At 58.6% G+C, this 26,427-nt stretch carries 28 protein-coding genes; 20 read left to right on the top strand and 8 right to left on the bottom strand.

The window, feature by feature from the left end:
- The first annotated feature begins 4 nt into the window (after positions 1–4).
- The 14 genes from DLM_RS01280 to DLM_RS01215 all read left to right on the top strand — a co-directional run bounded on the left by DLM_RS01280 (position 5) and on the right by DLM_RS01215 (position 13,111).
- Positions 5–529 carry a KdsC family phosphatase gene (locus DLM_RS01280; RefSeq protein WP_089084023.1) on the top strand — a complete coding sequence of 175 codons (525 nt, stop codon included), beginning with the start codon at positions 5–7 and terminating at the stop codon, positions 527–529.
- Complete coding sequence (gene lptC, locus DLM_RS01275; protein ID WP_089084022.1) at positions 526–1,086, top strand: LPS export ABC transporter periplasmic protein LptC; 561 nt, start codon at positions 526–528, stop codon at positions 1,084–1,086. The genes DLM_RS01280 and lptC overlap by 4 nt, the downstream gene beginning before the upstream one ends.
- On the top strand, positions 1,076–1,630 hold the full coding sequence (gene lptA, locus DLM_RS01270; protein WP_089084021.1) for a lipopolysaccharide transport periplasmic protein LptA: 555 nt from the start codon (positions 1,076–1,078) through the stop codon (positions 1,628–1,630). Before lptC ends, lptA begins: the two co-directional genes overlap by 11 nt.
- On the top strand, positions 1,627–2,358 hold the full coding sequence (gene lptB, locus DLM_RS01265; RefSeq protein WP_089084020.1) for an LPS export ABC transporter ATP-binding protein: 732 nt from the start codon (positions 1,627–1,629) through the stop codon (positions 2,356–2,358). Before lptA ends, lptB begins: the two co-directional genes overlap by 4 nt.
- Before the next feature lie 3 nt (positions 2,359–2,361).
- On the top strand, positions 2,362–3,783 hold the full coding sequence (locus DLM_RS01260; RefSeq protein WP_089084019.1) for an RNA polymerase factor sigma-54: 1,422 nt from the start codon (positions 2,362–2,364) through the stop codon (positions 3,781–3,783).
- 72 nt (positions 3,784–3,855) lie between these two features.
- Positions 3,856–4,179: a ribosome hibernation-promoting factor, HPF/YfiA family gene (gene hpf / locus DLM_RS01255; RefSeq protein WP_089084018.1), complete on the top strand. Its 324-nt coding sequence runs from the start codon at positions 3,856–3,858 to the stop codon at positions 4,177–4,179.
- A gap of 121 nt (positions 4,180–4,300) precedes the next feature.
- Positions 4,301–4,765, top strand: coding sequence for a PTS IIA-like nitrogen regulatory protein PtsN (gene ptsN, locus DLM_RS01250; protein ID WP_089084017.1), 465 nt, complete (start codon positions 4,301–4,303; stop codon positions 4,763–4,765).
- Positions 4,758–5,714, top strand: coding sequence for an HPr(Ser) kinase/phosphatase (gene hprK, locus DLM_RS01245; protein ID WP_089084016.1), 957 nt, complete (start codon positions 4,758–4,760; stop codon positions 5,712–5,714). Before ptsN ends, hprK begins: the two co-directional genes overlap by 8 nt.
- On the top strand, positions 5,695–6,537 hold the full coding sequence (rapZ, locus tag DLM_RS01240; protein ID WP_089084015.1) for an RNase adapter RapZ: 843 nt from the start codon (positions 5,695–5,697) through the stop codon (positions 6,535–6,537). Before hprK ends, rapZ begins: the two co-directional genes overlap by 20 nt.
- Before the next feature lie 67 nt (positions 6,538–6,604).
- Positions 6,605–7,225, top strand: a complete 621-nt coding sequence (locus DLM_RS01235) for a flavin prenyltransferase UbiX (RefSeq protein WP_089084014.1) — start codon at positions 6,605–6,607, stop codon at positions 7,223–7,225.
- Positions 7,226–7,228: 3 nt separating this feature from the next.
- Entirely contained in the window at positions 7,229–8,692 is a 1,464-nt protein-coding gene (locus DLM_RS01230) for an NAD(P)H-hydrate dehydratase (protein ID WP_089084013.1), read from the top strand.
- A 151-nt stretch (positions 8,693–8,843) separates the two neighbouring features.
- Positions 8,844–9,800 carry a DMT family transporter gene (locus DLM_RS01225; RefSeq protein WP_089084012.1) on the top strand — a complete coding sequence of 319 codons (957 nt, stop codon included), beginning with the start codon at positions 8,844–8,846 and terminating at the stop codon, positions 9,798–9,800.
- 183 nt (positions 9,801–9,983) lie between these two features.
- Entirely contained in the window at positions 9,984–11,531 is a 1,548-nt protein-coding gene (locus tag DLM_RS01220; RefSeq protein ID WP_089084011.1) for a sensor histidine kinase, read from the top strand.
- Positions 11,528–13,111, top strand: a complete 1,584-nt coding sequence (locus DLM_RS01215) for a DUF3369 domain-containing protein (protein WP_089084010.1) — start codon at positions 11,528–11,530, stop codon at positions 13,109–13,111. Before DLM_RS01220 ends, DLM_RS01215 begins: the two co-directional genes overlap by 4 nt.
- A gap of 65 nt (positions 13,112–13,176) precedes the next feature.
- Here the strand turns inward: DLM_RS01215 and trhA are convergent, their stop codons facing one another.
- The 7 genes from trhA to DLM_RS01180 form a co-directional block, all read right to left on the bottom strand.
- Positions 13,177–13,794: a PAQR family membrane homeostasis protein TrhA gene (trhA, locus tag DLM_RS01210; protein ID WP_089084009.1), complete on the bottom strand. Its 618-nt coding sequence runs from the start codon at positions 13,792–13,794 to the stop codon at positions 13,177–13,179.
- Between the two features lie 232 nt (positions 13,795–14,026).
- Positions 14,027–14,683, bottom strand: a complete 657-nt coding sequence (gene adk / locus DLM_RS01205) for an adenylate kinase (protein ID WP_089084008.1) — start codon at positions 14,681–14,683, stop codon at positions 14,027–14,029.
- Between the two features lie 79 nt (positions 14,684–14,762).
- Positions 14,763–15,524 carry a 3-deoxy-manno-octulosonate cytidylyltransferase gene (gene kdsB, locus DLM_RS01200; protein WP_089084007.1) on the bottom strand — a complete coding sequence of 254 codons (762 nt, stop codon included), beginning with the start codon at positions 15,522–15,524 and terminating at the stop codon, positions 14,763–14,765.
- On the bottom strand, positions 15,521–15,703 hold the full coding sequence (locus tag DLM_RS01195; protein WP_089084006.1) for a Trm112 family protein: 183 nt from the start codon (positions 15,701–15,703) through the stop codon (positions 15,521–15,523). The genes kdsB and DLM_RS01195 overlap by 4 nt, the downstream gene beginning before the upstream one ends.
- Complete coding sequence (gene lpxK / locus DLM_RS01190; RefSeq protein ID WP_089084005.1) at positions 15,693–16,724, bottom strand: tetraacyldisaccharide 4'-kinase; 1,032 nt, start codon at positions 16,722–16,724, stop codon at positions 15,693–15,695. The genes DLM_RS01195 and lpxK overlap by 11 nt, the downstream gene beginning before the upstream one ends.
- The gene (locus DLM_RS01185) at positions 16,721–17,140 is read right to left on the bottom strand and encodes an ExbD/TolR family protein (RefSeq protein WP_089084004.1); all 420 of its coding nucleotides are present in this window, start codon (positions 17,138–17,140) and stop codon (positions 16,721–16,723) included. The genes lpxK and DLM_RS01185 overlap by 4 nt, the downstream gene beginning before the upstream one ends.
- Complete coding sequence (locus tag DLM_RS01180; RefSeq protein ID WP_089084003.1) at positions 17,137–17,760, bottom strand: MotA/TolQ/ExbB proton channel family protein; 624 nt, start codon at positions 17,758–17,760, stop codon at positions 17,137–17,139. The genes DLM_RS01185 and DLM_RS01180 overlap by 4 nt, the downstream gene beginning before the upstream one ends.
- Positions 17,761–18,142: 382 nt before the next feature.
- Between DLM_RS01180 and xseA the strand changes: the two genes are divergently transcribed.
- Together xseA and DLM_RS01170 are read left to right on the top strand one after the other, a co-directional pair.
- Positions 18,143–19,498 carry an exodeoxyribonuclease VII large subunit gene (xseA, locus tag DLM_RS01175; RefSeq protein WP_089084002.1) on the top strand — a complete coding sequence of 452 codons (1,356 nt, stop codon included), beginning with the start codon at positions 18,143–18,145 and terminating at the stop codon, positions 19,496–19,498.
- Between the two features lie 82 nt (positions 19,499–19,580).
- Positions 19,581–20,036, top strand: coding sequence for a DUF4442 domain-containing protein (locus tag DLM_RS01170; protein ID WP_089084001.1), 456 nt, complete (start codon positions 19,581–19,583; stop codon positions 20,034–20,036).
- A gap of 47 nt (positions 20,037–20,083) precedes the next feature.
- Here the strand turns inward: DLM_RS01170 and DLM_RS01165 are convergent, their stop codons facing one another.
- Complete coding sequence (locus DLM_RS01165) at positions 20,084–20,380, bottom strand: ArsR/SmtB family transcription factor (RefSeq protein WP_045845528.1); 297 nt, start codon at positions 20,378–20,380, stop codon at positions 20,084–20,086.
- Positions 20,381–20,493: 113 nt separating this feature from the next.
- Between DLM_RS01165 and gpmI the strand changes: the two genes are divergently transcribed.
- From gpmI to argA, 4 genes are all read left to right on the top strand, one after another.
- Complete coding sequence (gene gpmI, locus DLM_RS01160; protein WP_089084000.1) at positions 20,494–22,014, top strand: 2,3-bisphosphoglycerate-independent phosphoglycerate mutase; 1,521 nt, start codon at positions 20,494–20,496, stop codon at positions 22,012–22,014.
- 102 nt (positions 22,015–22,116) lie between these two features.
- Complete coding sequence (locus tag DLM_RS01155) at positions 22,117–23,445, top strand: murein hydrolase activator EnvC family protein (protein WP_089083999.1); 1,329 nt, start codon at positions 22,117–22,119, stop codon at positions 23,443–23,445.
- Between the two features lie 47 nt (positions 23,446–23,492).
- Positions 23,493–24,905, top strand: a complete 1,413-nt coding sequence (locus DLM_RS01150) for a S41 family peptidase (protein ID WP_089083998.1) — start codon at positions 23,493–23,495, stop codon at positions 24,903–24,905.
- Between the two features lie 153 nt (positions 24,906–25,058).
- On the top strand, positions 25,059–26,366 hold the full coding sequence (gene argA / locus DLM_RS01145; RefSeq protein WP_089083997.1) for an amino-acid N-acetyltransferase: 1,308 nt from the start codon (positions 25,059–25,061) through the stop codon (positions 26,364–26,366).
- Positions 26,367–26,427: the final 61 nt, after the last annotated feature.

Below are 26,427 nucleotides of genomic sequence, written 5' to 3'. Positions count from 1 at the left end.
GCCCATGCAAGCCATTACCGAACAAGCCCGCAAGATCAAGCTCTTGATCATGGACGTGGACGGCGTACTGACCGACGGACGCATTTACTACAACGCCCAGGGCGAAGAAAGCAAATCCTTCTATGTGCAGGATGGCCTTGGGCTCAAACTGCTGCAATCCACCGGCGTGCGCCTGGCCATCATTTCAGGCCGCGCCGACCGCTGCGTGGAACACCGCGCCCAGGCACTGGGCATCGACTTTTACTTCGGTGGCATCCACAACAAGCAAGAAGCCCTGCAGCAATTGCTGCAACAGGCAGATGTCACCCTGGAACAATGCGCCTTCATCGGTGACGACCTCATCGACCTGCCGGTATTGCGCCGGGTTGGCCTGGCGGTAGCCGTACCCGCTGCGCCCACACTGGTACGCCAGCACGCCCACTATGTCACCGGCTTCCCCGGCGGCCAGGGCGCGGTGCGGGAACTGGCCGAGCTCATCATGCAGGCACAGGGCAATTTTGACGCTATTCTGGCACGGTATCTGGCATGATCCGCTCGCACCGTCTGTTTCCCATTCTGCTGATTCTGATTACTGGCCTGCTTACCGTCTGGCTGGACGTGGTATCCCGCTGGCAACCCAACAAGCGCGACCTGGACCCCAATAAGCCCGAGGTGGTTGCCGATGGCGTGATGGCCACCCGCTTTGACCCCAAGGGCATGTTGCAGGAAAAGCTGATCGCCGGTCGCATGTGGCAATACCCGGATCGCACCGAATCCTATTTTGAAAGCCCGGACCTGCAAAGCTACAAAAACGGTGTTCTGGCCTATCACGCCATTGGCGAGAGCGGTCGCTATAACAGCAAGACCAAGCAGGCACTGTTCGACAAGAAAGTCACGCTGATCCAGCCCGCCACGGCCAATCAGCAGGAAACCCGCGTGATCAGCAGCAATATGCGTATCGATACCATACGCCATATTGCCCAGTCCGAAGCCCTCACCCACTTCTACTACGGCAAGTCCAGCGGCAGCGCCGTCGGCTTCATCTACCAACAGCAGGCCGGCCAGTTGCAACTGCTGTCCAATGCAAAGGTCACTTATGAAAAATAACTGCCGCCGCTTTATCCGGCTGGCCTGGCTGGCACTGAGCCTGGGCACCGTCCAGACTGCCCATGCCGAAAAGGCTGACCGTGACAAGCCCATCGAAATCAGCGCTGACCGCGGCAATCTCGATCAGCTCAAAGGCGTCACCGTATGGCAAGGCAATGTCATCATCATCCAGGGTACGCTCAAGCTCAATGCCGACCGCGCCACCGTCAGCCAGGACAAGCAGGGGAACCAGACCATGCAAGCCACTGGTCGCCAGGTAACGTTCCGCCAGAAAATGGATGGCAAGAACGACTGGATTGAAGGCCAGGCCAACCAGCTGGATTACAACACCGTCACCCATGTCGCCGTCCTCACCGGCAATGCCCGTGTCAAGCGCGGCAATGATCTGGTCATCGGCAACGTGATTACCTACAACACCGAAACCGAGATGTATGAGGTCAGCAGCGGAGCCAGCAGCAACGGTGGCCGCGTCACCGCCATCATCCAGCCCAAGCCCAGGGATAACAGCCCTGCCGCCAAGAAACCCGACGGAAACGCACCATGAGCGGCCCCAGCATTCTGAAAGTCGAGCGACTGAAAAAGCGCTTCAAGAAACGCACGGTGGTCAAGGATGTGGCCCTGCAGATTCATAGCGGAGAAGTCGTTGGCCTGCTCGGCCCCAACGGTGCCGGCAAAACCACCAGCTTTTACATGATTGTCGGCCTGATCGGCGCAGATGAAGGCGAAATCACACTGGATGGCAACAGCATCACCCACCTGCCGATTCACCAGCGCGCCCGCCTCGGCCTGGGCTACCTGCCGCAAGAAGCCTCGATTTTCCGCAAGATGACGGTGGAGGAAAACATCACCGCCGTACTGGAAATTGCCGGTTACAAAGGCGACAAGCTGGAACAGGAACTCAGCCTGCTGCTGGACGACCTCAACATCGCCCACCTGCGCGAAAGCAATGCGCTGGCGCTATCCGGCGGCGAAAGACGCCGGGTGGAGATTGCCCGTGTACTGGCCACCCGGCCACGCTTCATCCTGCTGGATGAACCTTTTGCCGGGGTGGATCCGATTGCCGTCATCGACATCCAGAAAATCATCACTTTCCTGCAACAGCGTGGCATCGGCGTACTGATTACCGACCACAACGTCCGGGAAACCCTGCGCATCTGCGACCGGGCCTACATCATCAGCGATGGCTCGGTGCTGGCATCCGGCAAGCCGGAAGAACTGGTCAACAACGAGAAAGTGCGCCAGGTTTACCTGGGTGAGCACTTCCACCTGTAAACCATGAAACAGTCACTACAGCTCCGGGTTTCACAGCAACTCACCCTCACTCCGCAACTGCAACAGTCGATCAAGCTGCTGCAGTTGTCCACGCTCGACCTGCAAACCGAGGTGGAGCGCTTCTTGCTGGACAATCCCATGCTGGAGCGCGGCGACGACCTGCCCGCAACAGACAGCCCCAGCAGCGAAACGGCCAGCAGCGGCGAAGAATCCACCACCCCGGCCTCCGACAGCAGTGATGGCGACAGCCACAGCGAGAGCAGCGGCGAACTGACCGACTGGGGTAGCGGCAGTCGCCGTAATGATGGCGACGATGAATTCGACCCCATGCTCAACGTCCCCTGCCCGGTCAGCCTGCGCGAACACCTGCTGGCGCAATTGGGAGAACTTACCCTCCCCACCCGCGATCAGGCCATCGTGCAGCTACTGATCGAAGAGCTGGACGACAACGGCTTTCTGAGCGTGGATCTGGAAGAGCTGGCCAGCAATCTGCCGCTGGAACTGGAACTGGAAAGCGACGAACTGATGGTCGGCTTGCGCCTGCTACAGCAATTCGACCCCGCCGGCATCGCTGCGCGCAGCCTTGCCGAATCGCTCAGCCTGCAACTGGACCGCCTGCCCCGGCAAGAGCCCGGCCATGCGCTGGCACGCAAGATTGTGGCCGAACACCTCACCTTGCTTGGCAACCGCGATTACACCCGCCTCAAGCGCATCCTGGGGGTGGATGACGACGCCATCCGCCAGGCCCAGCAACTGATTGCCAGACTCACCCCGCACCCTGCAGCCGGCTTTGGCGGCGAAGACGTACACTATGTCATTCCCGATGTCACCGTGCGCAAACGCCGTGGCCACTGGGTGGCAGAACTGAACAACGGGGCAGTGCCACGCCTGCGCGTCAATCAGCTATACGCACAGATGCTGTCGGAAAACCGCAGCGGCGCAGGAGAACTCACCGGTCGGCTGCAAGAAGCAAAATGGCTGGTCAAGAACATCCAGCAACGATTTGACACCATTCTGAAAGTGTCAGAAGCTATAGTCGAAAGACAGCAAGCGTTCTTTGAACACGGTGAAGTGGCCATGCGCCCGCTCATCCTGCGCGACATCGCAGACGAGCTGGGACTGCATGAATCCACGGTCTCACGCGTCACCACCCAGAAATACCTGCTCTGCCCGCGCGGCCTGTTTGAGCTGAAATACTTTTTTGGCAGCGCCCTGGAAACAGACAGCGGTGGCGAATGCTCGGCCACCGCCATCAAGGCCCACATCCGCCGCATGATTGATGGCGAGAACCCGGCCAAGCCACTTTCCGACAGCGCCATCGCCGATGAACTGGGCAAACAAGGCATACAGGTTGCAAGACGCACCGTTGCGAAGTATCGTGAAGCTATGCAGATACCGCCGGTCAATCTGCGCAAGGCACTGTGAAACACGCCTTGTAAGAATATCCGCTCGCCCGGCCGACCCGACCGGGCAGTCAACACAAGAAGGAGTTAGGGTATGAACCTCAAAGTAACCGGTCTCCACCTCGAAGTAACCCCGGCACTGCGTGAATTTCTGGAAAGCAAGCTGGAACGTATCACCCGCCATGTCGACCATGTGATCGACGTCACCGTCACGCTGTCGGTGGACAAGCTGGTGCAGAAAGCGGAAGTCAACGTTCACCTATCCGGCAAGGATATCCACGTAGAAGCCACCGACTCCGACATGTACGCTGCCATCGATGCGCTGATGGACAAGCTGGATCGACAGGTACTCAAGCACAAGGAAAAACAGAGCGAGCATCGCGCCACTCCGCAAGTTCAGCCGGAAGCATCCCTGTAATCACCTGACCGACGATGCGGGAACCCAACGGGTTCCCGTTTTTATTTGCACGGAGCCTTTTTCATTTTGATGAAGGCAACGTAGAATTGGCCAGTTTTTGTAGCCGCGTGCATACATTCCTATGAGCCTGATTGGCAAAATCCTGACACAGGATCACATCCTCCCGGACCTGGATGTCGCCAGCAAGAAGCGCGTCTTCGAGCAGGTGGGCCTCCTTATCGAAAACACCCACGGCATTGCCCGCAGTGAAATTTTCGACTGCCTGTTTGCGCGGGAAAAACTGGGCTCCACCGGCCTGGGCCAGGGCGTGGCCATTCCACATGGCCGTGCCAGAGGGCTCAAGGAAGCCGCAGGCGTATTCATCCGTCTGAAAAATCCCATTCCGTTCGATGCCCCGGATGGCAAGCCGGTACAAAGCCTGTTTGTGCTGCTGGTACCAGAGCAGGCAACCGATCTGCACCTGCAGGTACTATCGGAACTGGCCCAGCTTTTCTCCAGCAAACAGCTGCGTGAACAATTACTGACCGCCACCAACCGCTCCGAGCTCTACCAGCTGCTCACTGCATGGAATAGCAATAATGCCTAGTATCACCGTGCGTCGGCTGTATCAGGACAATCAGCAAAAGCTCAACCTGACGTGGGTGGCCGGCACCGGTGGTGCCGACAGCCCCATCGGCAATGACGAGCAGCGTCCTACCCTGGCCCTGGTTGGCCACCTCAACTTCATTCACCCCAACCGGGTACAAGTGTTGGGGCTGGCCGAAGTCGACTACCTGAACCGGCTGGAGCAATCCGCGGCCAAGACCGCGCTGGACCAACTGTTCCACAAGACCATGTCGGTGGTGATGGTGGCCAATGGGCAGCAGGTTCCCAAGCTGCTGCGTGATTACTGCCACACCCACAATGTGCCGCTGATGAGCACACCGCTGGAAAGCCCCTACCTGATGGATGTGCTACGCATCTATCTGGCACGTGCGCTGGCGGTTTCCACCGTGCTGCACGGGGTATTTCTGGATGTGCTGGAAATCGGCGTGCTGATCATGGGCGACTCGGCCATGGGCAAGAGCGAACTGGCATTGGAACTGATTTCCCGTGGCCACGGCATGGTGGCCGATGATGCGGTGGAGCTGTATCGCATCGGCCCGGAAACACTGGAAGGCCGCTGTCCGCCGCTGCTGCGCGATTTCCTGGAAGTACGCGGCCTTGGCATTCTGAACATCCGTACCATTTTTGGTGAAACCGCCGTACGCCCGAAAAAGGTGCTAAAACTGATTATTCACCTGGTCAAGGCCAACGATCAGGCCATGCAGGCACTGGACCGGCTGAACATCCAGTCGGAAACCCAGGACATCATCGGCGTCACTGTACGCAAGGTGGTGTTGCCGGTTGCCGCTGGCCGTAACCTGGCAGTGCTGGTTGAAGCCGCCGTGCGCAATTACATTTTGCAATTGCGCGGCATCGACAGTACCCGTGAATTCATCGAACGCCACACCAACTTCCTCAGAGATCAGGAAAATGCGCCTGATATTGATTAGCGGCCTGTCCGGCTCCGGCAAGTCCATCGCCCTGCGCGCCCTGGAAGACTCCGGGTTTTACTGTGTGGACAACCTGCCGGCCACCATGCTGCATGAGGCCATGTCGCTGTATGCCGATTATGGCTATCAGCAGATTGCCATCAGCGTGGATACCCGCTCCAGCCCATCGCTGGGGGCGTTGCCGGATGAAATGCACAAGCTGCGTCAGCAGGGTATGGATGTACGGCTGTTGTTTCTGGAAGCCAAGCCGGAAACCCTGGTCAAGCGTTTTTCCGAAACCCGCCGCCGCCATCCGCTGTCCGGCAGTGGTGCCACGGTGGAAGAGTGCATTCAACTGGAACAGGAACTGCTGGCCAGCATTCAGGAAATGGGTATCCGCATCGATACCAGCGAGCTGACTGCCAATGCGCTGAAAACGGCCATCAAGCAGTTAGTGGAAGCCGACTGCAGCAGGCTGACCATCATTTTCGAATCGTTCGGCTTCAAGCATGGCGTCCCGCTGAATGCCGACTTCGTATTTGATGTACGCTGTCTGCCCAACCCCTACTACGACCCGGAACTGCGCCGCTTCACCGGACGCGACCAGGCCATCATCGATTTCTTCGGGCAGCAGCCGCTGGTGGCAGAGATGACTGAAGACATCCGGTGCATGATTGCCAAATGGCTGCCCGAGTTCAGTCGCGAAAACCGCAGTTATCTGACTGTCGCCATCGGTTGTACCGGTGGCCAGCACCGCTCCGTCTTCATCGCCGAACAACTATCGCGGGCCTTTCCGGCCGAGCAGGTACTGATTCGCCATCGCCAGTTGTTCCGCGAGTCCTGACCCGCCAACGGCAAAGCGCGCAACTTTTCTGTGCTGCCCCCAGCGCGGGTAGCAGATGGAAATACTGATGCAAACGCCACAAACCGTTACCGTTGCCCTTACCGGCGCTTCCGGCCTGCCCTATGGTCTGCGCCTGATCGACACCCTTATCAGCGCCGGGGTGCGCGTCTGGGTGCTCTATTCACAAGCCGCCCAGGTGGTGGCCAAGCAGGAGATGGGCCTGCACCTGCCTTCGCGACCAAGTGAAGTACAACAATGGCTGCAGCAACGGACCGGTGCCAGCGCACAGCAATTGGCCGTCTTTGGTCGGGAAGAGTGGTTTGCCCCGGTGGCCTCAGGGTCAAATCCGGCAGATGCCATGGTGGTATGTCCCTGCTCCATGGGAACACTGGCAGCCATTGCACATGGCATGAGCGATAACCTGATTGAGCGGGCCGCGGACGTCAGCATCAAGGAAGGTCGCAAACTCATCCTGGTGCCACGCGAAACCCCGCTGTCGGTCATCCACCTGGAAAACATGCTCAGCCTGGCACGTCTCGGAGCTGTCATTCTGCCACCATCCCCCGGGTTTTATACCCATCCGGCCAGTGTCGACGACATGGTGGATTTCGTGGTGGCACGCATTCTGGACCAGTTGCGTGTCCCGCATACGCTGACACCACGCTGGGGAGAACCCGCCAAGGAGTAAAACATGCGGCAAGATGCACTATGGAGCCTGCCCGCCCTGCGCCGGCTGGAACTAGAGGCCGAATTACAGGGCCTGGATCTGATGCAGCGCGCCGCACGCGCCACTGCCAACTGGACCCGTCATCATCTGGCAGCGGGCAGCCGCATCCTGGTGGCCGCCGGCCCCGGCAATAACGGTGGTGATGCGCTGTATGCCGCCCTGCTGCTGATGCAAGACGGCTACAGCGTGGATATCCTGCTGCCACAGATGCCGGCCAGTCCGCCCGCCCAGCAAGCCTATCAGGCCCTGCGCCGTGCAGGCGGCATTCCGCTGCAGCACCTGGCGGATGATTATCCGCCCCCGGTCCTGCTGATCGATGGCCTGTTCGGCATCGGACTGAGCCGGGCGCTGGACGACAAATGGCTCAGCATCATTCACCAGCTTGATCAGCTTGCTTGCCAGAAACTGGCACTCGATTGCCCCAGCGGCCTGAATGCCTACACCGGCCAGGCACAAGCAGCCTGCATCCATGCCACACATACCCTGACTTTTCTGTGCCTGAAGCCCGGCCTGTTTTATGCCGCCGGCGCTGATCATGCCGGTCAGGTGGAACTGGCGGATCTGGACTGCCCCCCCAAGCTGCAGCCGGCAGCCGAAGGCTATCTTAACCGCCAGGATGGACGGACACTGCAGCGCCGCCGTGACAGCCATAAGGGCAGCCATGGCACGGTAGCCATCATTGGCGGCTGCGAAGGGATGCTGGGAGCCGCCCTGCTTGCCGGGCGGGCCGCACTGGCAGGCGGCGCCGGCAAAGTCCATGTGCTGACCCTGGATGGCCGCCTGCCAGTCGATGTCAGCTACCCGGAACTGATGCTGCATGATGCACGGCAAGCACGCAGTCAGCCGGACTGTGATGTACTGGCCACCGGGCCGGGATTGGGACAGAGCAAGCAGGCAAGGCAATGGTTGGAGCACGCCCTGGCATCCGCTTGCTCACTGGTACTGGATGCTGACGCCCTCAATATGCTCGCCAGCGATAGTCAACTGCAGGACATGCTGGCCATGCGCCAGCACGAAACCATCCTGACACCTCATCCGGCAGAAGCCGCACGCCTGCTGGGCTGCACCACCACCATGGTTCAGGCAGACCGCCTTGCCGCAGTACGCCAGTTAGCAGAACGGTTCGGCTGTGTCGTGGTACTCAAGGGTGCGGGGACGCTGATTGCCAGCGCCAAACAGCCATACCGGCTGAATACCAGCGGCGGTCCCGCTCTGGCCGTTGCCGGTCAGGGCGATGTCCTCAGCGGCCTGATTGCAGCCTTGCTGGCGCAAGGCATGCCGGCCATGGAGGCTAGCTGCCTGGCGGTACGGGTACACGGCATGGCTGGCGACGAATACCAGCAGGAAGCCGGCGGGCCGATCGGCTTGACCGCATCAGCCACCGCGCAGCGTTGCAGTCATATCCTCAACCGCTTGCTCAAGGAATGAACGCAACGGGCAAGAAACAACCATGCTCAGCCCGGCTCCCGGATCGACCATGCCCCACAGCAGCACCTTCTGCCCTTTTAGGCAAGGAAATACTTCTCCGGCGCACATGCTGGCTAGGTAAAATAGCCGCCTCTTCCGGAGGAAACATCTCTTGCAGCAGCAGAAGAAAGCCTATGCCTATGGCCTCTGTGCCGTCCTTGCCTGGTCCACCGTTGCCACGGCCTTCAAAATCAGCCTGGCGCATCTGACGCCAGCACAGCTGGTGCTCTATGCCAGCCTTGCCTCAAGCGCCAGCCTGCTCGGCATCCTGCTCTACCAGGGACGCATAGCCAGTCTGTTGCCAGCCCTGCGCCAGCACTGGCAACGCTCCTTGCTGCTGGGCGCGGTCAATCCGCTGCTGTATTACCTGATCCTGTTCAAGGCCTACGCACTGCTTCCGGCACAGGAAGCGCAAGCCATCAACTACACCTGGGCCCTGACCATGACCTTATTGTCGGTGCCCTTGCTCAAGCACAAGTTGCGTCTGAACGATAGCGCAGCGGCCGTCGTCTGCTATCTGGGCGTACTGATCATCGGCACCCATGGCCAGTTGCTCAGCCTGCACTTTTCCAGTGTTGCCGGTGTCGGTTACGCCCTGGCCTCCACCCTGCTGTGGGCTGCCTACTGGATTTTCAATGCGCGGGACCAGCGTGAACCGGTACTGGGACTGACGCTGAATTTCTTGCTGTCACTACCGCTCAGTCTCCTGTTCTGCGCCGCCACCGGAGAACTGCATGCGGTGGCATGGCAGGGACTGGCCGGAGCCGCCTACGTCGGAGCCCTGGAAATGGGCTTCACCTTTGTCCTGTGGCTCAGCGCAATGAAACTCACCAACAGCACCGCACGCATTGCCAACCTGATCTTCCTCTCCCCCTTGCTTTCGCTGGTCTTGATTCATTTCGTCGTGGGTGAACCAATCCTCCCCTCCACCCTGCTGGGCTTGGCACTGATCCTGGGCGGGCTATTGCTGCAGAAGCTGCCGCTCCCCAACCTTGGCCGCTTGCGCGGCAGCGCCGCATCCGCAGACCACCGGGAAATATCTTCACCAAGTGGCAGACAAAACCAGTGAATTTGTATCCACAGGCCACAGAATGTGGTGCCATTTACAACCATAAGCCGGTAAATTCAGTACTTGGCACTGGATTGCCGTGACAGCCTCAACGGTGCGATGCCACCATGCACCACAAGCAAAAGTGGCATTTCGCGGGAAGACTTCCTAGGATGAAGCAGGGCAAAAGGGATAATAAAAGCAATGAACAGCATCAAATCCAAGCTTAGGCTCTGGCTGATGATAGGGGTAACGGTGGTCGTGGCAATCACCGGGCTATTGTCGTACAAGCAAAACCGCAATCAGGATGAAGAAGACTACCAGGCCCAGCGTGCATCGCTGCAGGCCCGCCTGTCACTGTCATTGCCCCATGGCGTATGGCAGATGGACGACTCCTACACTCGCCTTACCCTGGATGCGGAACTGGGCTGGGCCTCAGTCGTGGCCATCCGCATTACCGGAGATGCCGGCCTGAACATCGGCCGCAGCCGCAGCGCCGACAATGCCACGCTACGCGACATGGCACCGGCGGAAAAGCCCAGCAGTGACGATGTCCTGCTCATTCCCATCATTTATCAGAACCGGGAAAAACTCGGCACGGCTACGGTCTACCTGTCACGTAGCCAGCTAGAACATCGCCAGCACATGCATTTGCTGGAAATCCTGCTGGAAATCCTGCTACTGGATGGTCTGATTTTCATCGTGATGACCTACAACCTCAACCGCTTTGTATTTGCCCCGCTCAAGCGGCTGCAAGAAGCACTGAATCTGGCCGCCAGCAGTGACGATGCAAGCGCACTGCGCCTGGAACAGCAAGGCCAGGATGAGTTCGGCGCGGTCACTCACAGCTTCAACCGCATCGTCGATCGCATTTCCGCCGATCTGGCAATGCGCACCAGTGCCGAAGCACAGGCACGCCAGGAAAGAGACAATGCCAAGCTGGCCCTGCGTCAACTGGTGCAAACACAGCAAACGCTGGTGGAAACCGAAAAGCTGGCCTCGCTGGGCAGTCTGGTTGCGGGTGTCGCCCATGAAATCAATACCCCGGTGGGCATTACCCTGACCACCGCCTCCCATCTGGCAACGACAACACTGCACATCACTGAAAAACTGGACAACGGTGGCGTCAAGAAGAGTGATTTCCAGGCCTATCTAGACACGGCCAAAGAATGCTGCGAACTGATTCTGTCCAACGCCGAGCGGGCAGCCAACCTGATTCACAGCTTCAAGCAAGTCGCCGTGGACCAGACCAGTGAACAACGGCGCGACTTCCAGCTCAACGACTACCTCAATGAAATCGTCACCAGCCTCAAGCCGCGCTTCAAGCGTTCGCAAACCAGCATCGCCATCGATTGTGAAGATGACCTGCTGCTGGACAGCTATCCCGGAGCGGTATCACAGGTCGTCACCAACCTGCTGGTCAATGCGCTGGTACACGGCTTTGACGAAAAACCCGGCGGCACCATCCAGATACACGCCGAACGCTGCAGTAACAGCGAGATTCGACTCAGCGTCAAAGATGATGGCAAGGGCATTCCCGCCGAAAACCTCAATCGCGTGTTCGACCCCTTCTTTACCACCCGCCGTGGCAGTGGTGGCAGCGGGCTGGGCCTGCACATCGTGTACAACATCATCCGGCAACGACTGGGTGGCACCATCGAAGTGCATAGTGAGCCGGGCAAAGGCAGCACCTTTACCATCACCATGCCATGCATCGCGCCGGAAATTACGCACAGGGAGGCAAGGGAATGAGCCAGCAACAGGATAACGATGATAACTGGCTGCTGGAGGATGACCCTGCCGAGCAGGCAAACCAGCAAGCACAATACAAGCGCCCCTGGAAAATCCTGATCGTGGATGACGAGCCGGACGTGCATACCGCCACTGCGCTGGCCATCCGCAACATCCGCTATAAAGATCGCGGACTGGAACTGCTCAATGCCTATTCGGCAGCAGAAGCCATGCAGGTGCTGGAACAACATGACGATTTCGCACTGATTCTGCTGGATGTGGTCATGGAAACCGACGACGCCGGGCTGCGGCTGGTTCAACACATCCGGGAAGCACGGCAGATCAGTACCACCCGAATCGTATTGCGTACCGGCCAGCCCGGCCAGGCACCCGAGCAGGAAGTCATCCTCAATTACGATATCAACGACTACAAAACCAAGACCGAGCTGACGGTACAAAAACTATTTACCACCGTCATCGCTTCGCTACGGGCCTATGAAAACCTGATCACCATCGAAAAAAACCGTCAGGGTCTGGCCAAGATTCTGGAAGGCGCGGCAGATCTGTATCAGATGGTCTCGCTCAAGGAGTTCGCTTCCGGCGTGCTCAAGCAGATCAGCGCCATCCTGGATGTCGGCACCGATGGCATACTCTGCGTGGAAAGTACGCCAGACAAGATGGGCAGGCCACAACTGGAGATTCTGGCCGCGGCCGGTGCCTATGAAAAGCTGCTGGAAAGCGGCAGCCTGGAGAACTACCCGCAACTTGCCAATGCGATTTGTCGTGCCTTGCAGGAAAAGCGCAATATCTATCAGCACCCCTACGACGTGCTATGCATTACCGCCCAGAACGGCAGGGAATTTGCCGTCCACTTTACCCCGCCATGGCCCCTGGATGATGTAGAACGCAATCTGCTGGAAGTGTTCTGCCAGCGCATTTCATCCGCCTATGACAATCTTTACCTCTACAACCAGCTACGCCACTCTCAGGAAGCCACCGTGGTGGCATTGGCAGCCCTGGCCGAATTCCGCGACACCGATACCGGCGACCATGTGCAAAGAGTACAAAAACTGACCCATGCCATCGCTGCAGAAATCCGCAACAACGGCCAATATCTGGAACTGCTGACACCGGAATTCATGGACATGGTGGGCATGGCCAGCATTCTGCATGATGTCGGCAAGGTTGGCACACCGGACCATATCCTGTTCAAACCCGGCAAACTGGACCCGGATGAGCGCTGCATCATGGAGCAACATGCCAGCATCGGTGCCCATATCCTGGCAAAATCGGCACAGATGGTGGAAGGGCAAAGCTATCTTTCACTCGGCTCGGAAATTGCCGGGGGACATCACGAACACTTCGATGGCAATGGCTATCCGCAAAAGTTGAGCGGCCAGGCCATTCCCTTGTCCGCACGGATTGTTGCCGTGGTTGACGTCTTCGATGCCCTGCTCAACAAGCGCCCCTACAAGGAGCCATGGGCACTGTCCGACACCCTGGACTATATCCGCAGCCGCGCCGGCAGCCAGTTTGACCCGGTTGTGGTGACGGCCCTGTGTACGCTGGTGGAAGAAGGTCGCTTGCCAATCGAAGTGTAAATGGCCACCAGGACAAAAAAAGCCGCCAGTAACTGCTGGCGGCTTTTGCTTTCTGCCAAGGGCAATCAGGCTACGTAGAACATTACGCTGACAAACTGGCAAATGCTGCCACCCATCACAAACAGGTGCCAGATGCCATGGCCGTGACGGATCTTTTCATCATTGATGAACCAATAAATGCCAACGCTGTAAATCACGCCACCGAGCGCCAGCCAGAACAGGCCGCCCCAGGACATGGCGGCAATCAAGGGCTGCATGGCAATCACCACCAGCCAGCCCATCACCACGTAGAGAATCATCGACAGCAAGCGGGTACGTCGGCCCAGCGTCAGTTCCTGGACGATGCCGAAGATGGCCAGGCCCCAACTCAGGCCGAACAAGGTCCACCCCCAGGCTCCACGCAAGGTCACCAGACAGTACGGCGTGTAGCTCCCGGCTATCAGCAGATAGATGGCCGAGTGATCGCACTTTTGCAAAATCGCCTTGGCACGGCCTTTGGCGCTGTGATACAGGGTGGAAATCAGATACAGCAATACCAGGGTAGAGCCGTACAAACTGAAACTGACGATCTTCCATGGATCGCCCTGCTCGGCTGCCACATACACCAGACTCACCAGTCCGGTAATGGCCAGCACGGTACCAATCAGGTGGGAAATGCCGTTGAAGCGCTCTCCGTAATACATGTATTTCTCTCTTCTCACTGCGACCATATAAGCCGGCACACAGCCACAGAGCCGTGCCAGACAGCTGCTTGGGCAGCCAATCGGTGCAGGCGGTTCCTGCAGAGTCATTAGAATAGTTGGCGGCAAAACCCGGCAAAACAAGTTCTTGCCACCTCAACCGCAACAAGAAGCAGTATACAAAAACAAAGCGGGCCATAGCCCGCTTTGTCACATCGGCAATAAAAACTGTCGCTCAGGCACCCAGTGCCTTCAGGACATTCGCACGCACCACATCCACCGGCTGCGTGCCATCAATCTTCACATACTTCGGTGCCTTGGCATCGCCGCTGGCCGCGCGCTGGCCATAGAAACCAACCAGGACTTCGGTTTGCTCGTGATACACCGCCAGGCGCTTTTTCACGGTTTCTTCGTGGTCATCATCACGCTGGATCAGGTCTTCACCGGTTTCGTCATCCTTGCCGGCCACTTTGGGCGGGTTGAAGGTGATGTGGTAAGTACGACCGGAAGCCACGTGTACACGGCGGCCCGCCATGCGCTCGACAATGGCGGCATCCGGTACGTCGATTTCCACTACGTAGTCGATGTCCACACCAGCCGCAATCATGGCTTCTGCCTGCGGAATGGTGCGCGGGAAACCATCAAACAGGAAACCCTTGGCACAGTCGTCCTGGGCAATACGCTCCTTGACCAGACCGATAATGATGTCGTCACGCACCAGGCCGCCGGCATCCATGATGGCCTTGGCTTCCAGACCCAGCGGTGTACCTGCCTTAACCGCTGCGCGCAGCATGTCACCGGTGGAAATCTGCGGAATGCCGAACTGTTCACGAATATAGTTGGCCTGGGTACCCTTGCCTGCGCCCGGAGCGCCCAACAGAATCAATCGCATAATTACTCCCGTCAGTTTGTATGTCGTTTATTGTGTTTGGTATTCATCGGCCGTCTTGCATTGCGGCCTTGCCCGACGCTCAGCGCCCGGCCAGTACGGCACGCACCCGTTCCAGATCGGCCGGCGTATCCACGCCGGCTGCGGGTGCTTCGCTCACGGTAGCCACCATGATGGGGTAGCCGTGCCACAACACCCGCAGTTGTTCCAATGCTTCAAACTGCTCCAGCGGGGAGGGGCTCAATGAGCTGTAGGTCTGCAAAAAACCTGCCTGGTAGGCATACATGCCGATGTGCCGCAGGACCGGTAGGTCGGCGGGCAACACGCTTGTATCGTGTGCAAACGCGTCACGGGCATAGGGAATGGGCGCCCGGCTGAAATACAGGGCCCGCCCAGCGTGATCCAGTACCACCTTGACCACATTGGGATTGAACATGTCTGGTGCTGCCTGAAACGGGTGTGCCACCGTCGCCATCGGCACCTGGGTTTCGGCCATCAGCGCCGCCAGCCTGTCGATCAGCGCCGGGTCGATCAGCGGCTCGTCGCCCTGCACGTTGACCACGATCTGCTCTGCGGGCCATTGCATGCACAAGGCAACTTCAGCCAGACGATCGGTACCGCTGGCATGATCTTGCCGCGTCATCACCGCTTCGATGCCATGTACGGCACAGGCCTGCAGGATGTCATGGTGATCTGTAGCCACCACCACCTGGCTGGCATGACTGCGTGCAGCCTGCTCGGCCACCCGCACCACCATGGGCTTGCCGGCCAGATCGGCCAGCGGCTTGCCCGGCAAACGACTGGATGCCATGCGCGCCGGGATGACGACGGAAAAACCGCTCATTTCACTTCTTCTTCCGCAGCCAGCTCACGCGCTTCGGTCTCCAGCATCATCGGGATGCCGTCCTTGATCGGGAAAGCCAGACGGTCGCCCTTGCAGATCAGCTCCTGCCGGGTCTTGTCGAGTACCAGCGGGCCCTTGCACAGCGGGCACACCAGGATATCCAGAAATTTAGCGTCCATGTCTTATCTTCAATCGGGAAAGTAGCCAGCCGGCAAGATCCGGCGTCAGCTGAGCCGTCACCGGCAAGACCCATAGTCTAGCACGCTGCGCCGCATCATGAATCACTCCCCGCAATTTCACCGCATCTTTGCTGGTGACGATGACCGGCATGTCTCCAGGCGGCAAATCATCCGGGGTGAAAGCATGGTGATCGGGGAAAGTCAGGCACTGCTGCAAGGTGAAGCCCAGTGACTGCAAGGTAGCGAAAAAACGCTCGGGATGGCCTATACCCGCCAGTGCCAGTACCGGTTGACCGGCCAAGTCCTGCACCGCGCAAGTCTGTTGCGGCAACGCCAGAGACTGTAGCTGCTGGGCTGCCAGCCGCATGGCAAAACAGGGGATGTTGCGCGGCAAATGCAGTGCGTTACCAACGCCATTGACCACGATGGCATCGACAGCGGCCAGCCGCGCAGCAGGTTCGCGCAACGGGCCGCCAGGCAACAAGCGACCGTTGCCCAGGCCACGCTGCCCATCCAGTACCACGACTTCAAGCGTACGCGCCAGACGATAATGTTGCAGGCCATCATCGGTAAGAATCAGTTGCAAATCAGGCTGCAGTTTCAGCAGATGCCGACCAGCCGCCACCCGGTCGCGCCCCACCACCACCGGTGCTCCGCTTGCCGCCAGCAGTAAGGGCTCGTCCCCAACCAGTCCGGCCGGGCTGTCCACCGCCACCAGTGTTGCTTGCCGGTGGCTGCCGCCATAACCCCGGCTGATCACCCCCACACGCACGCCACGGGCTTGCAGATCGGCCAACAAGCTCAGTGTCAGCGGTGTCTTGCCGACGCCACCGACATTGATGTTACCGATGACCACAAGAGGAACAGGCAAGCGATAACTGCGCCACACACCAAGGCGATAGCCGGCACGGCGCAGCGCAGAAACCAGTGCAAACAGCCCTTCCAGCGGAGCCAGAAGGGCTGTCAGCCACCATGTCGGTTGATACCAGTGGCGTTCGATCAATTGACTGAGTCGACTCACGGCGTGGTGTTCTGCGTCGCGAATGTCAGCTGCAACAAACCGGCGGCACGGGCAGCCTCCATGACGCTGACCACCGCCTGGTGCGTCGCCTTGGCATCGGCATTCACCACGACAACCGGATCTTTCTTGCCGGCTGCCGCATCACGCAACTGCGTTTGCAAGCCAGCCTTGTCCCCTGCCGCCAGCTTGCGCCCGGCCACTTCCATTTCACCGCTGGCAGCCACCGCCACGGTAATCGGCGTGGCCACTTGCTGGCTGGTATCCCCCTGCGCACTGGGCAGATTGATTTTCATCTCGGCAAACTTGGAATACGTGGTGGTAACCATCAGGAAGATCAGGATGACCAGCAGCAGGTCAATCATCGGGATGAAGTTGATTTCCGGCTCCTCCCGTTGCCGGCCGCGGCGGAAATTCATGGCTGGCTACCATTCTGGCGTTCGCCGTGTACAACTTCCACCAGCTTGACTGCCTGGGCCTCCATCTCCACCAGCAGGCCATCCACACGGGCACGGAAGTGACGGTAGAACATCATGCTGGGAATGGCCACGATCAAGCCAAATGCGGTGTTGTAAAGCGCGATGGAAATGCCATGCGCCAGTTGCTGCGGGTTGCTGGAGCCACCGGGGGCCTGGGAGCCGAAGATTTCGATCATCCCGATTACCGTTCCCAGCAGGCCCAGCAAGGGTGCCATGGCCGCAATCGTGCCCAGTGTATTGAGGAAACGCTCCAGGTGATGCGCCACCACCCGGCCTTCGTCTTCAATGGCGTCTTTCATCACTTCTCGGCTGACACTCACATTGCGCAAGCCGGCAGCAAACAATTTGCCAAGTGGTGAATGATTTTGCAGCAGTTGCAGCAATTCGGACGAGGCACCGGCGCGGCGGAATTCGGCTACGGTCTGCGCCAGCAAGCCCTCCGGAACAATCAGCGAGGCGCGCAAACTGAACAGACGCTCGAAGATGATGGCCAGCGAAATGACCGAGGCCAGTATGATGGTCCAGATCGGCCAGCCGGCCGCTTCAACAATTGACCACACGAAACATTCTCCAAAGCTGTAGCTAAACGCTAAACTTTAGCGGTTGCCAGACTTCTCGGCAACCATGGCCCATGATCAGGCGGCGGCAAAAAAAGCTTTTTCGCAAGCACCTGCAAGAAAATTCGCTAAGCTTCGATTTTCTAAGGAAAATTTGCCGACATCCACAGATGCTGTGGATAACTTTGTTGATAAGCTTGTGTACAGACAAGCCGAATGCAGCGCCAACGCCTGTTCCACACCATTGCCCGCATTTTGCACAAATAACGCAGGCCATTGTTTTTAAAAGAATTTTATTAAACCGGAAAATACCATTCTTCTACCTTGTCGGACAATTTACAGACGACAAAAAACGGTATTTTCTGCTGTGGATGACTTGACAAGCATGAATTTCAATAGCACGGCAAATGACGTAATCAGTGTTTCTTCGCTTAACCGCATGGTAAGAGACCTGCTGGAATCCGGTTTGCCACCGATGTGGATTGGCGGAGAAATATCCAATCTGACCTTGGCAGCATCAGGCCACGCATACTTCTCACTCAAAGATGCCGGCGCACAGATTCGCTGCGTGATGTTCCGCCACAAACTATCCCTGCTGCCCTTCAGGTTGGCAGAAGGCATGCAGGTGGAACTCAAGGGACTGGTGACACTGTATGAAGCGCGCGGTGATTACCAGATCAATGTCGACACCATGCGCTCCGCCGGCCTTGGGCGCCTGTACGAAGCCTTCGAGAAATTGAAAAACCGGCTAAATGCAGAAGGTTTGTTTGATGCGGCACGCAAGCGGCCACTGCCTGTTCATCCCGCAGCCATCGGCATTGTTACCTCGCCTGCCGCCGCTGCATTACGCGACGTGGTCACCACGCTGCGTCGGCGCATGCCTACCATCCCGGTCATTCTTTACCCCGCCCCGGTGCAAGGAGAAAGCGCAGCCCGCCAGATTGCCAGCGCCATTGAACAAGCATCACAAAGGCAGGAGGTTGATGTGCTGATCGTCTGCCGTGGCGGTGGCAGCATTGAAGACCTATGGTCATTCAATGAAGAAATCGTTGCCCGCGCAGTGGCCGCATGCCGGATTCCCATCGTCAGCGGTGTTGGCCACGAAACCGACTTCACCATCTGCGATTTTGTTGCCGACCGCCGCGCTCCCACGCCCACTGCGGCAGCAGAACTGGTTTCTCCCAACCAGGAGCAACTACGCCAACAACTGGAACAAGGCAAGCGTGGTCTGGAACGCGCACTTGGGCGCTTGCTGGTCGACAAATCCCAGCGCCTGGACTATCTGGCACGCCGCCTGAGCCACCCTGGCGACACCATGCGCCGACAAAGCCTAAGCCTGCAACAGGCGCAGTCCCGGCTACAACGCGGACTGGACAATCTGTTTGCCCGCCGTCGCTTCAGTCTGCAACTGGCCAACAGCCGTCTGCAGCGACACCAGCCGCAGTTGACGCAGCAGCAAGATCAGCTCAAGCAACTGGGCAGACAGTTGCAACGCAATATCCGCCAGCTTTTGCAGCACAGGCAACAAAACTTGCAGCAACTGGCGGTAACGCTGGAAGCGATGAATCCCGAAGCGGTGCTAAGCCGGGGGTATGCCATTGTGCAAAAGCGCGATGGCCAGGCGGTAAAATCGCCACAGGAGTTGCTGAATCAGGAAAGAGTCCTGCTGCGCCTGGCAGAGGGTGTGACCGAAGCAGTGATCGACCATCCGCAGGGTGCGCAGCCAGAGCTGCCATTCTAAGCGAGCGCCAACGCCTGCCTGGCTTGACAGGGCCGGGCATTTTGTTGAGCATAGAAATCAAACAACCGTTTGAAATTTCTATATGAAACCATCACCGCGCCTGCTCAAGACCCTGATTAACCTGTGGCCTCCCTTCCTTGGTGCCGGCATCAAGGTTCGCCACATCGCAGCGGACTGGAAACAGATTAACGTACAGCTGCGTCTGGGATTGACCAATCGCAACTATGTGGGCGTGCATTTTGGTGGCAGCCTGTACGCCATGACCGATCCGTTTTTCATGCTGATGCTGATGCAATCACTGGGACGTGACTACGTGGTATGGGATAAGGCAGGAGCCATTGAGTATCACAAGCCGGGCAAGGGCGTGGTGACGGCCTGTTTCACTCTGCAGGACAGCCAATTGCAGGACATCCGCCACCGCACCGCCGGGGGCGAGAAGTATCTGCCAGAGCTGACAGTGGATATCCGTGATGAAGCCGGTGATATCGTGGCTACCGTCAACAAAATCTTGTATGTAAGACGCAAAAAAGGCCGCTAAGCGACCTTTAAGCGACCTTTTTTCATGAGCAAACACTGACAGGAAGATCAGTCGACAAAGCCACAGAATACTTCACGCATCATCTTCAACACTTCCAGCGTACGAATATCACCAACCCGGTAATAAACCCGGTTGGCATCCTTGCGCGTGCGCAGCACACCTTTGTCGCGCATGATGGCCAGATGCTGGGAAATGTTGCTCTGTGAGGTTCCCACCTGCTCCACAATATCCTGCACACTGACTTCCTGGTCGCCCAGTACCGAGATGATCTTCAACCGCAAGGGATGTGACATCGCCTTCATTGCCCGCGAGGACTGTTCGATCTGGTCATCATTGAACAGCAAGCTCTGCTCCTAAGTAGTTTGCAATGCGTATTTATATTGGTTTGACTACGGTACAATACTAACTAAAAAAATCAATACCATCAAGAATTTCTAATATTCTGATTGTGGACATCATGACAGCTATCACACCCGTTTTACTCCTCATTCTCGACGGCTTCGGACACCGGCTGGAAGGTGACGACAACGCCATCCTGCATGCCAACACCCCCACCTGGGATGCGCTCAAACAGCAGTATCCCTACGGCGTGATTGATGCCTCGGAAGGCTTTGTCGGCCTGCCCAAAGGACAGTTCGGCAACTCCGAAGTGGGCCACCTCAACATCGGTGCCGGGCGGATTGTTCAACAGGACATCAGCCGAATCGATTGCGATATCGAAGAGAACCGCTTCGAGCAGAATCCGGTCCTGCAGCAGGCCATTCAACAAGCCAAGGGTTCGGCACTGCATGTGATGGGCCTGTTGTCCGATGGCGGTGTTCACAGCCATGAAAATCACATTTTCGCGCTGATCCGTGCCGCCCAGGCTGCCGGCGTTCCGCATATTTACGTGCATGCCTTCCTGGATGGCCGCGACACCCCGCCGCGCAGTGCCGAAACCTATCTCAAGCGTCTGGATGAAGTGCTGGCCAGTTGCCCGGCTGCCCGCCTGGTTTCCGTCACCGGCCGCTACTGGGCCATGGACCGCGACAAGCGCTGGGAACGCGTGGAACCCGCCTATCGCCTGCTGGTGGAAGGCGAAGGCCTGCACCATGCGGACAGCGGTCTGCAAGCGCTGGCAGCCGCCTATGCCCGTGATGAAAACGACGAATTCGTTGCGGCAAGCGGCATTGGCGCTCCGGTCAAGATGCAGGATGGCGATGTCGCCATCTTCATGAACTTCCGCGCCGACCGTGCGCGCCAGCTCACCACAGCCCTCACCGACCCGGCCTTCAATGGTTTCAGTGCGCGGCAGCCCAAGCTGGGACAGTTTGTCACGCTGACGTCCTACGGCGAGGCCTACAGCAACCCGGTGGCCTATGCCCCGCAAAAGATCAGCAACGGCTTTGGTGAATATCTCGCCGGGCAGGGCCTGAAACAGCTACGCATTGCCGAGACCGAGAAGTATCCGCACGTTACCTACTTCTTCAACGGTGGCGAAGAGCAGGTTTACCCCGGTGAGGACCGCATTCTGGTGCCTTCCCCCAAGGTGGCAACCTATGACTTGCAGCCGGAAATGAATGCTCCGCAAGTCACCGATCACATTGTTGAAGCCATTGCCTCCGGCAAGTACCAGGCCATCATTTGCAACTACGCCAATGGCGACATGGTGGGGCATACCGGCAAGTTCGATGCCGCGGTCAAGGCAGTGGAAACGCTGGACGCCTGCGTCAAACGCTGCGTGGAAGCCATGCAGGCGGCAGGCGGCGAGGTGCTGATTACCGCCGACCATGGCAACTGCGAACAGATGTACGATGCCGCCCACCATCAGCCGCATACCCAGCACACCCTGGACAAGGTGCCCTTCCTGTATGTAGGCCGCCCGGCACACATCAAGGAAGGCGGCGCGCTGCGCGATATTGCGCCTTCTTTGTTGGCGATCATGGGCCTGCCCCAGCCGGCGGAAATGACCGGCCGCTCGCTGATCGACTTCGCGTAAGACCTTCAGGCCGGCCTGCCACGCAGGCCGGCAATGAAGCTGCCCGGCATGCCGTGGCCTGTTATCATGCAGGCAACAGGTGTAATCCGAAGCGAAAATGGAATGAAACCGATATTGCTGCTAGCCCTGCTGGCTGGCGCGGCCCAGGCCGCCCCCTCCCCTGCCTCCCATCCCTTGTCCACAGCCCCACAGCAACAGAACCTGCAATCGGTGCGCAAGGAAATCGATAATCTGAAGAAGGATCTGGCGCAGAAACAGGCGGTGCAACAGGAAGCCAAATCCGCCATTCAAGAATCGGAGCAGGCAATTGCCCAAACCAATCAGGTGATTGCCAAGCTGGAAAACAAACAGAATAACTCGGCACAGCAACTGGCAGACTTGCGCCAGCAAGTGCAAACCACCGCGCGCAAACTGGCAGAAACCCGCCAGCGCGTAGCGCAGATGCTGGCCAGGCAGTACAAGAGTGGCGATCACGACGCCATGAAGCTGATGCTCAACGCCGACGATCCGAACCAGACTTCGCGCGACATGGTGTATTACCAGCATATTGCCAAGGCACAGCAGCAAATGGTGACGCAACTGATCAGCCATCAACATGAGCTTGAAGCGCTAACCTTCCAGCTGGAACAGGAGCTGGCCCGCCTGGATGCGCTGTCCAACCACAAAAGCCGGGAAAAAAACGCCCTGCTCAACAGCAAGACCAACAAGCTTGCCCAGTTGAACAAGATATCCGGCGAAATCCAGGCCGGACAAAGCCGGCTGAGCAAGCTGCAGGAAGATGAAAAGCGGCTGACCAACCTGATTGCCCAGATCAACCAGGAAATCGAGCGCCGCCGCCAGGAAGCCATCCGCAAGGCGGCGGAAGAACGCAAGGCCCGCCAGGCCGCGGCACTGGCGGCCAAGAAAGAAAACGAACGCCGCCGCAAACTGGCAGAAAGCGCGCGCAAACAAGGCAAGCCGGTACCGGAAGTGGCCAGAAAATCGGTTCCGGTACCCCAAGAGAAGCCGGTTGAAGAGGTGGCTGACAGCAGCGCGGCAGGCAAGGCCTTTGCCAGCCTGCAAGGCCGTATGAAGATGCCGGTATCAGGACAACTGGCAGGCCGCTTTGGCAGCGCGCGCAGTGAAGGCACTTCGTGGAAGGGTGTATTCATCCGCACCTCCGCTGGCCAGCCGGTTCATGCAGTCGCCGATGGCAACGTGGTGTATGCTGATGCGCTACGCGGATTCGGCAACGCCGTGATCGTAGATCATGGCGGCAATTATCTGACGGTGTACACCGGGCTGTCGTCCATCGGCAAGGGCGTGGGCAGCACGGTGAAAGCCGGAGAAACACTTGGCAACACAGGCGCACTGGACAGCGGCGAATCCGGCCTGTACTTTGAAATCCGGCATATGGGACAACCTCTCAACCCGCAAACCTGGGTACGTTAAGCCACTCGCGGTATCGGAGACCAACACACAACATGACTAGTCATCGCATGAAAAAAATTGCCTGGCTTGCCGCCGGGGCTCTGGCAGGCGGTGCCCTGACCCTCAGCGTACAGGCTTTTGCCGGCAAGGAACCCACCACCCTGCCGCTGAACGAGCTGCGTACCTTTGCCGAAGTATTCGGCCGCATCAAGCAGGATTATGTCGATCCGGTTGATGACAAGAAGCTGATTACCGAAGCCATCAAGGGCATGCTCAGCGGTCTGGACCCCCACTCCGACTACATGGATGCAGATGCATTCAAGGAACTGCGCGAAGGCACCCAGGGTGAATTTGGCGGTCTCGGCATCGAGATTGGTGCCGAAGACGGCCTGGTGAAGGTGGTGTCGCCAATCGAAGATACCCCGGCACAGAAAGCCGGCATCAAGAGCGGTGACCTGATCATCAAGATTGACGACACGCCGGTACGCGGGCTGTCGCTGAATGACGCGGTCAAGCGCATGCGCGGCAAGCCGGGCAGCAAGGTGACGCTCACCATTGCCCGCAAGAGCGAAACCAAGCCGCTGGTATTTGCCATCACGCGCGCCATCATCAAGACCAAGAGCGTGAAATCCAAACTGCTGGAACCGGGCTACGGCTATGTGCGCATCACCCAGTTCCAGGAGCACACCACGGAAAACCTGGCCGAAGCCATTGCCAGCATGACCAAGCAGAACAAGCAGCCGCTCAAGGGCCTGGTGCTGGACCTGCGTGACGATCCGGGTGGCTTGCTGACCAGCGCTGTCGGTGTTTCTGCCGCCTTCCTGCCCAAGGATGCACTGGTGGTGTATACCGAAGGCCGTACCGCTGACGCCAAGATGAAACTGACGGCTTCCGCACAGAACTACGGTCGCCCCGGCATGCCGGACCCGCTGTCGGTACTGCCGCAGGAAACCCACAAAGTGCCGCTGGTGGTGCTGGTGAACGGCGGCTCCGCCTCGGCATCGGAAATCGTGGCCGGCGCACTGCAGGATCACAAACGTGCGGTGCTGGTTGGCACGCAAACCTTCGGCAAGGGTTCGGTACAATCCATCCTGCCGCTGGGCAGCGCCGGTGGCATCAAGCTGACCACCGCCCGCTACTTTACCCCTAGCGGCCGCTCCATCCAGGCCAAGGGCATTGTGCCGGATGTGGTGGTGGAAGACGCTACCGTGACGGCGGCCGACCAGGCACTGCGCGTGCGCGAGGCGGATCTGGAAAACCATCTGGCCAATCCGAATGGCGATGAAGTCCCGTCCAAAGCGGCCAAACCGACCAAGCCAGCAACGCCGCCTGTGATCAAACAGGAAGCACCCAAGCCACAGGACGACAAGAACGCCAGCCCGGAAAACCCGCGCGAGCCGAACCCGAAACAGGATTACCAACTGTCTCAGGGCCTGAACATCCTCAAGGTGCAGCAAATCCTGATCAAACAAGGCAATTGATGCCATTTTCGACAGCCACCCTGCTACTGGCAGCGGTGGCTGTTTTCATTTCCGGCCAGCTCATGGCAAGCGGCAAAAGCCCTGCCCTTCCAGTCCTATTCCTGCTAGGCTTGTCGCTTCCGAAGTCCTTACATGGCGGGAGCCACTCCAACAATGCTGAACCGGGAATTTGTCCTCTCCTTCCGTGAAGCCGCCCCCTACATCAATACCTTCCGCGGTAAAACCTTCGTGCTGGCAGTCAGCGGCGAAGCCGTGATGGAAGGCGGGTTTCACAATCTGTCGCAGGATATCAACCTGCTGGTGAGTCTGGGCGTACGCGTGGTGCTGGTACACGGCATCCGTCCGCAGATCGAAACACTGCTCAAGCGCTTTGGCCTGAACCGGCTGTTCCACCGCGACCGACGAGTGACCGATGCCAGCACCATGGAGATCGTCAAACAGGCCTGTGGTGCCACCCGCCACGGCATTGAGGCACAGCTATCGATGGGCATGCCCAACTCCCCCATGTTCGGCTCCCACTTGCGCGTGGCCGGCGGCAACTTCATCACCGCCCAGCCGCTGGGCGTGCTGGATGGGGTGGACATGCAATACACCGGCCAAGTGCGGCGCATCGACGTGGATGGCATCAATACCCGGCTGGGAGCTGGCGAACTGGTCTTGCTCTCGCCGGTGGGCTATTCCGTCACCGGCGAGGCTTTCAATCTGACCATGGAAGAAATGGCCGCCCAGTTGGCATCGGCCCTCAAAGCCGAAAAGCTGATCTTCGTGATTGAAGGGCGCGGTGTTACCAACGAGCAAGGACAGCATGTCAGTTCGCTCACGGCACAGCAGGCCGAAGACCTGCTGCATGCCGGCCATCTGCAACGCGATGTCACCGCCTACCTGCCCTATGCCATCAAGGCCACCCGCGATGGGATTCCGCGTGCGCATCTGGTCAGCCATCACGAAGACGGTTCGCTGCTGGCCGAACTGTTCACCAATGGCGGCACCGGCACCATGATTGCCCGCGACAGTCTGGTGAAGGTGCGCAATGCCAGTGTGGACGACATCGGCCCCATCCTGAACCTGATCCGCCCGCTGGAAGAACAGGGCATCCTGGTCAAGCGCAGCCGCGAGCATCTGGAGATGGAAATTTCCCAATACTCGGTGCTGGAACATGACGGCAAGATTTATGGCTGCGTGGCCATGCATGTGTTTCCCGAAGCCGGCATGGCAGAGCTGGCCTGCCTGGCCGTGGCACCGGAGCGCCGGGAAGGCCGCTTTGGCGAAACCCTGCTCAAACATGTGGAATACCAGGCCCGCACCCGTGGCCTGAAAGCCCTGTTCGTGCTGACCACCCAGACTGCGCACTGGTTTGTCGAACGCGGCTTTGCCGAGGCCGGACGTGGCCAACTGCCGCTGGCACGGCAAGCCTTCTATAACAACCAGCGTCGTTCCAAGATCTTCGTCAAGGAATTGTGAGCCCGCAGACCACCCCGGCGGCGGCATGGTTGGAAGGGTGTCATGGTTGTGACACAATACT

This window comes from Aquitalea magnusonii (assembly GCF_002217795.2).
Classification (GTDB): domain Bacteria; phylum Pseudomonadota; class Gammaproteobacteria; order Burkholderiales; family Chromobacteriaceae; genus Aquitalea; species Aquitalea magnusonii_B.
The sequence above is the reverse complement of the archived record's forward strand: the minus strand, read 5'-3'. Positions and strand labels throughout refer to the sequence as shown.

Coding starts and splice junctions, on each gene's coding strand:
- adk (WP_089084008.1), bottom strand. CDS start 14,683: ATGCGATTGATTCTGTTGGGCGCTCCGGGCGCAGGCAAGGGTACCCAG.
- DLM_RS01215 (WP_089084010.1), top strand. CDS start 11,528: ATGAGCCAGCAACAGGATAACGATGATAACTGGCTGCTGGAGGATGAC.
- DLM_RS01230 (WP_089084013.1), top strand. CDS start 7,229: ATGCGGCAAGATGCACTATGGAGCCTGCCCGCCCTGCGCCGGCTGGAA.
- DLM_RS01170 (WP_089084001.1), top strand. CDS start 19,581: ATGAAACCATCACCGCGCCTGCTCAAGACCCTGATTAACCTGTGGCCT.
- DLM_RS01235 (WP_089084014.1), top strand. CDS start 6,605: ATGCAAACGCCACAAACCGTTACCGTTGCCCTTACCGGCGCTTCCGGC.
- xseA (WP_089084002.1), top strand. CDS start 18,143: ATGAATTTCAATAGCACGGCAAATGACGTAATCAGTGTTTCTTCGCTT.
- kdsB (WP_089084007.1), bottom strand. CDS start 15,524: ATGAGCGGTTTTTCCGTCGTCATCCCGGCGCGCATGGCATCCAGTCGT.
- DLM_RS01150 (WP_089083998.1), top strand. CDS start 23,493: ATGAAAAAAATTGCCTGGCTTGCCGCCGGGGCTCTGGCAGGCGGTGCC.
- DLM_RS01260 (WP_089084019.1), top strand. CDS start 2,362: ATGAAACAGTCACTACAGCTCCGGGTTTCACAGCAACTCACCCTCACT.
- lptA (WP_089084021.1), top strand. CDS start 1,076: ATGAAAAATAACTGCCGCCGCTTTATCCGGCTGGCCTGGCTGGCACTG.
- hpf (WP_089084018.1), top strand. CDS start 3,856: ATGAACCTCAAAGTAACCGGTCTCCACCTCGAAGTAACCCCGGCACTG.
- DLM_RS01195 (WP_089084006.1), bottom strand. CDS start 15,703: ATGGACGCTAAATTTCTGGATATCCTGGTGTGCCCGCTGTGCAAGGGC.
- DLM_RS01220 (WP_089084011.1), top strand. CDS start 9,984: ATGAACAGCATCAAATCCAAGCTTAGGCTCTGGCTGATGATAGGGGTA.
- gpmI (WP_089084000.1), top strand. CDS start 20,494: ATGACAGCTATCACACCCGTTTTACTCCTCATTCTCGACGGCTTCGGA.
- DLM_RS01155 (WP_089083999.1), top strand. CDS start 22,117: ATGAAACCGATATTGCTGCTAGCCCTGCTGGCTGGCGCGGCCCAGGCC.
- hprK (WP_089084016.1), top strand. CDS start 4,758: ATGCCTAGTATCACCGTGCGTCGGCTGTATCAGGACAATCAGCAAAAG.
- lptC (WP_089084022.1), top strand. CDS start 526: ATGATCCGCTCGCACCGTCTGTTTCCCATTCTGCTGATTCTGATTACT.
- trhA (WP_089084009.1), bottom strand. CDS start 13,794: ATGTATTACGGAGAGCGCTTCAACGGCATTTCCCACCTGATTGGTACC.
- DLM_RS01185 (WP_089084004.1), bottom strand. CDS start 17,140: ATGAATTTCCGCCGCGGCCGGCAACGGGAGGAGCCGGAAATCAACTTC.
- DLM_RS01280 (WP_089084023.1), top strand. CDS start 5: ATGCAAGCCATTACCGAACAAGCCCGCAAGATCAAGCTCTTGATCATG.
- rapZ (WP_089084015.1), top strand. CDS start 5,695: ATGCGCCTGATATTGATTAGCGGCCTGTCCGGCTCCGGCAAGTCCATC.
- lptB (WP_089084020.1), top strand. CDS start 1,627: ATGAGCGGCCCCAGCATTCTGAAAGTCGAGCGACTGAAAAAGCGCTTC.
- argA (WP_089083997.1), top strand. CDS start 25,059: ATGCTGAACCGGGAATTTGTCCTCTCCTTCCGTGAAGCCGCCCCCTAC.
- ptsN (WP_089084017.1), top strand. CDS start 4,301: ATGAGCCTGATTGGCAAAATCCTGACACAGGATCACATCCTCCCGGAC.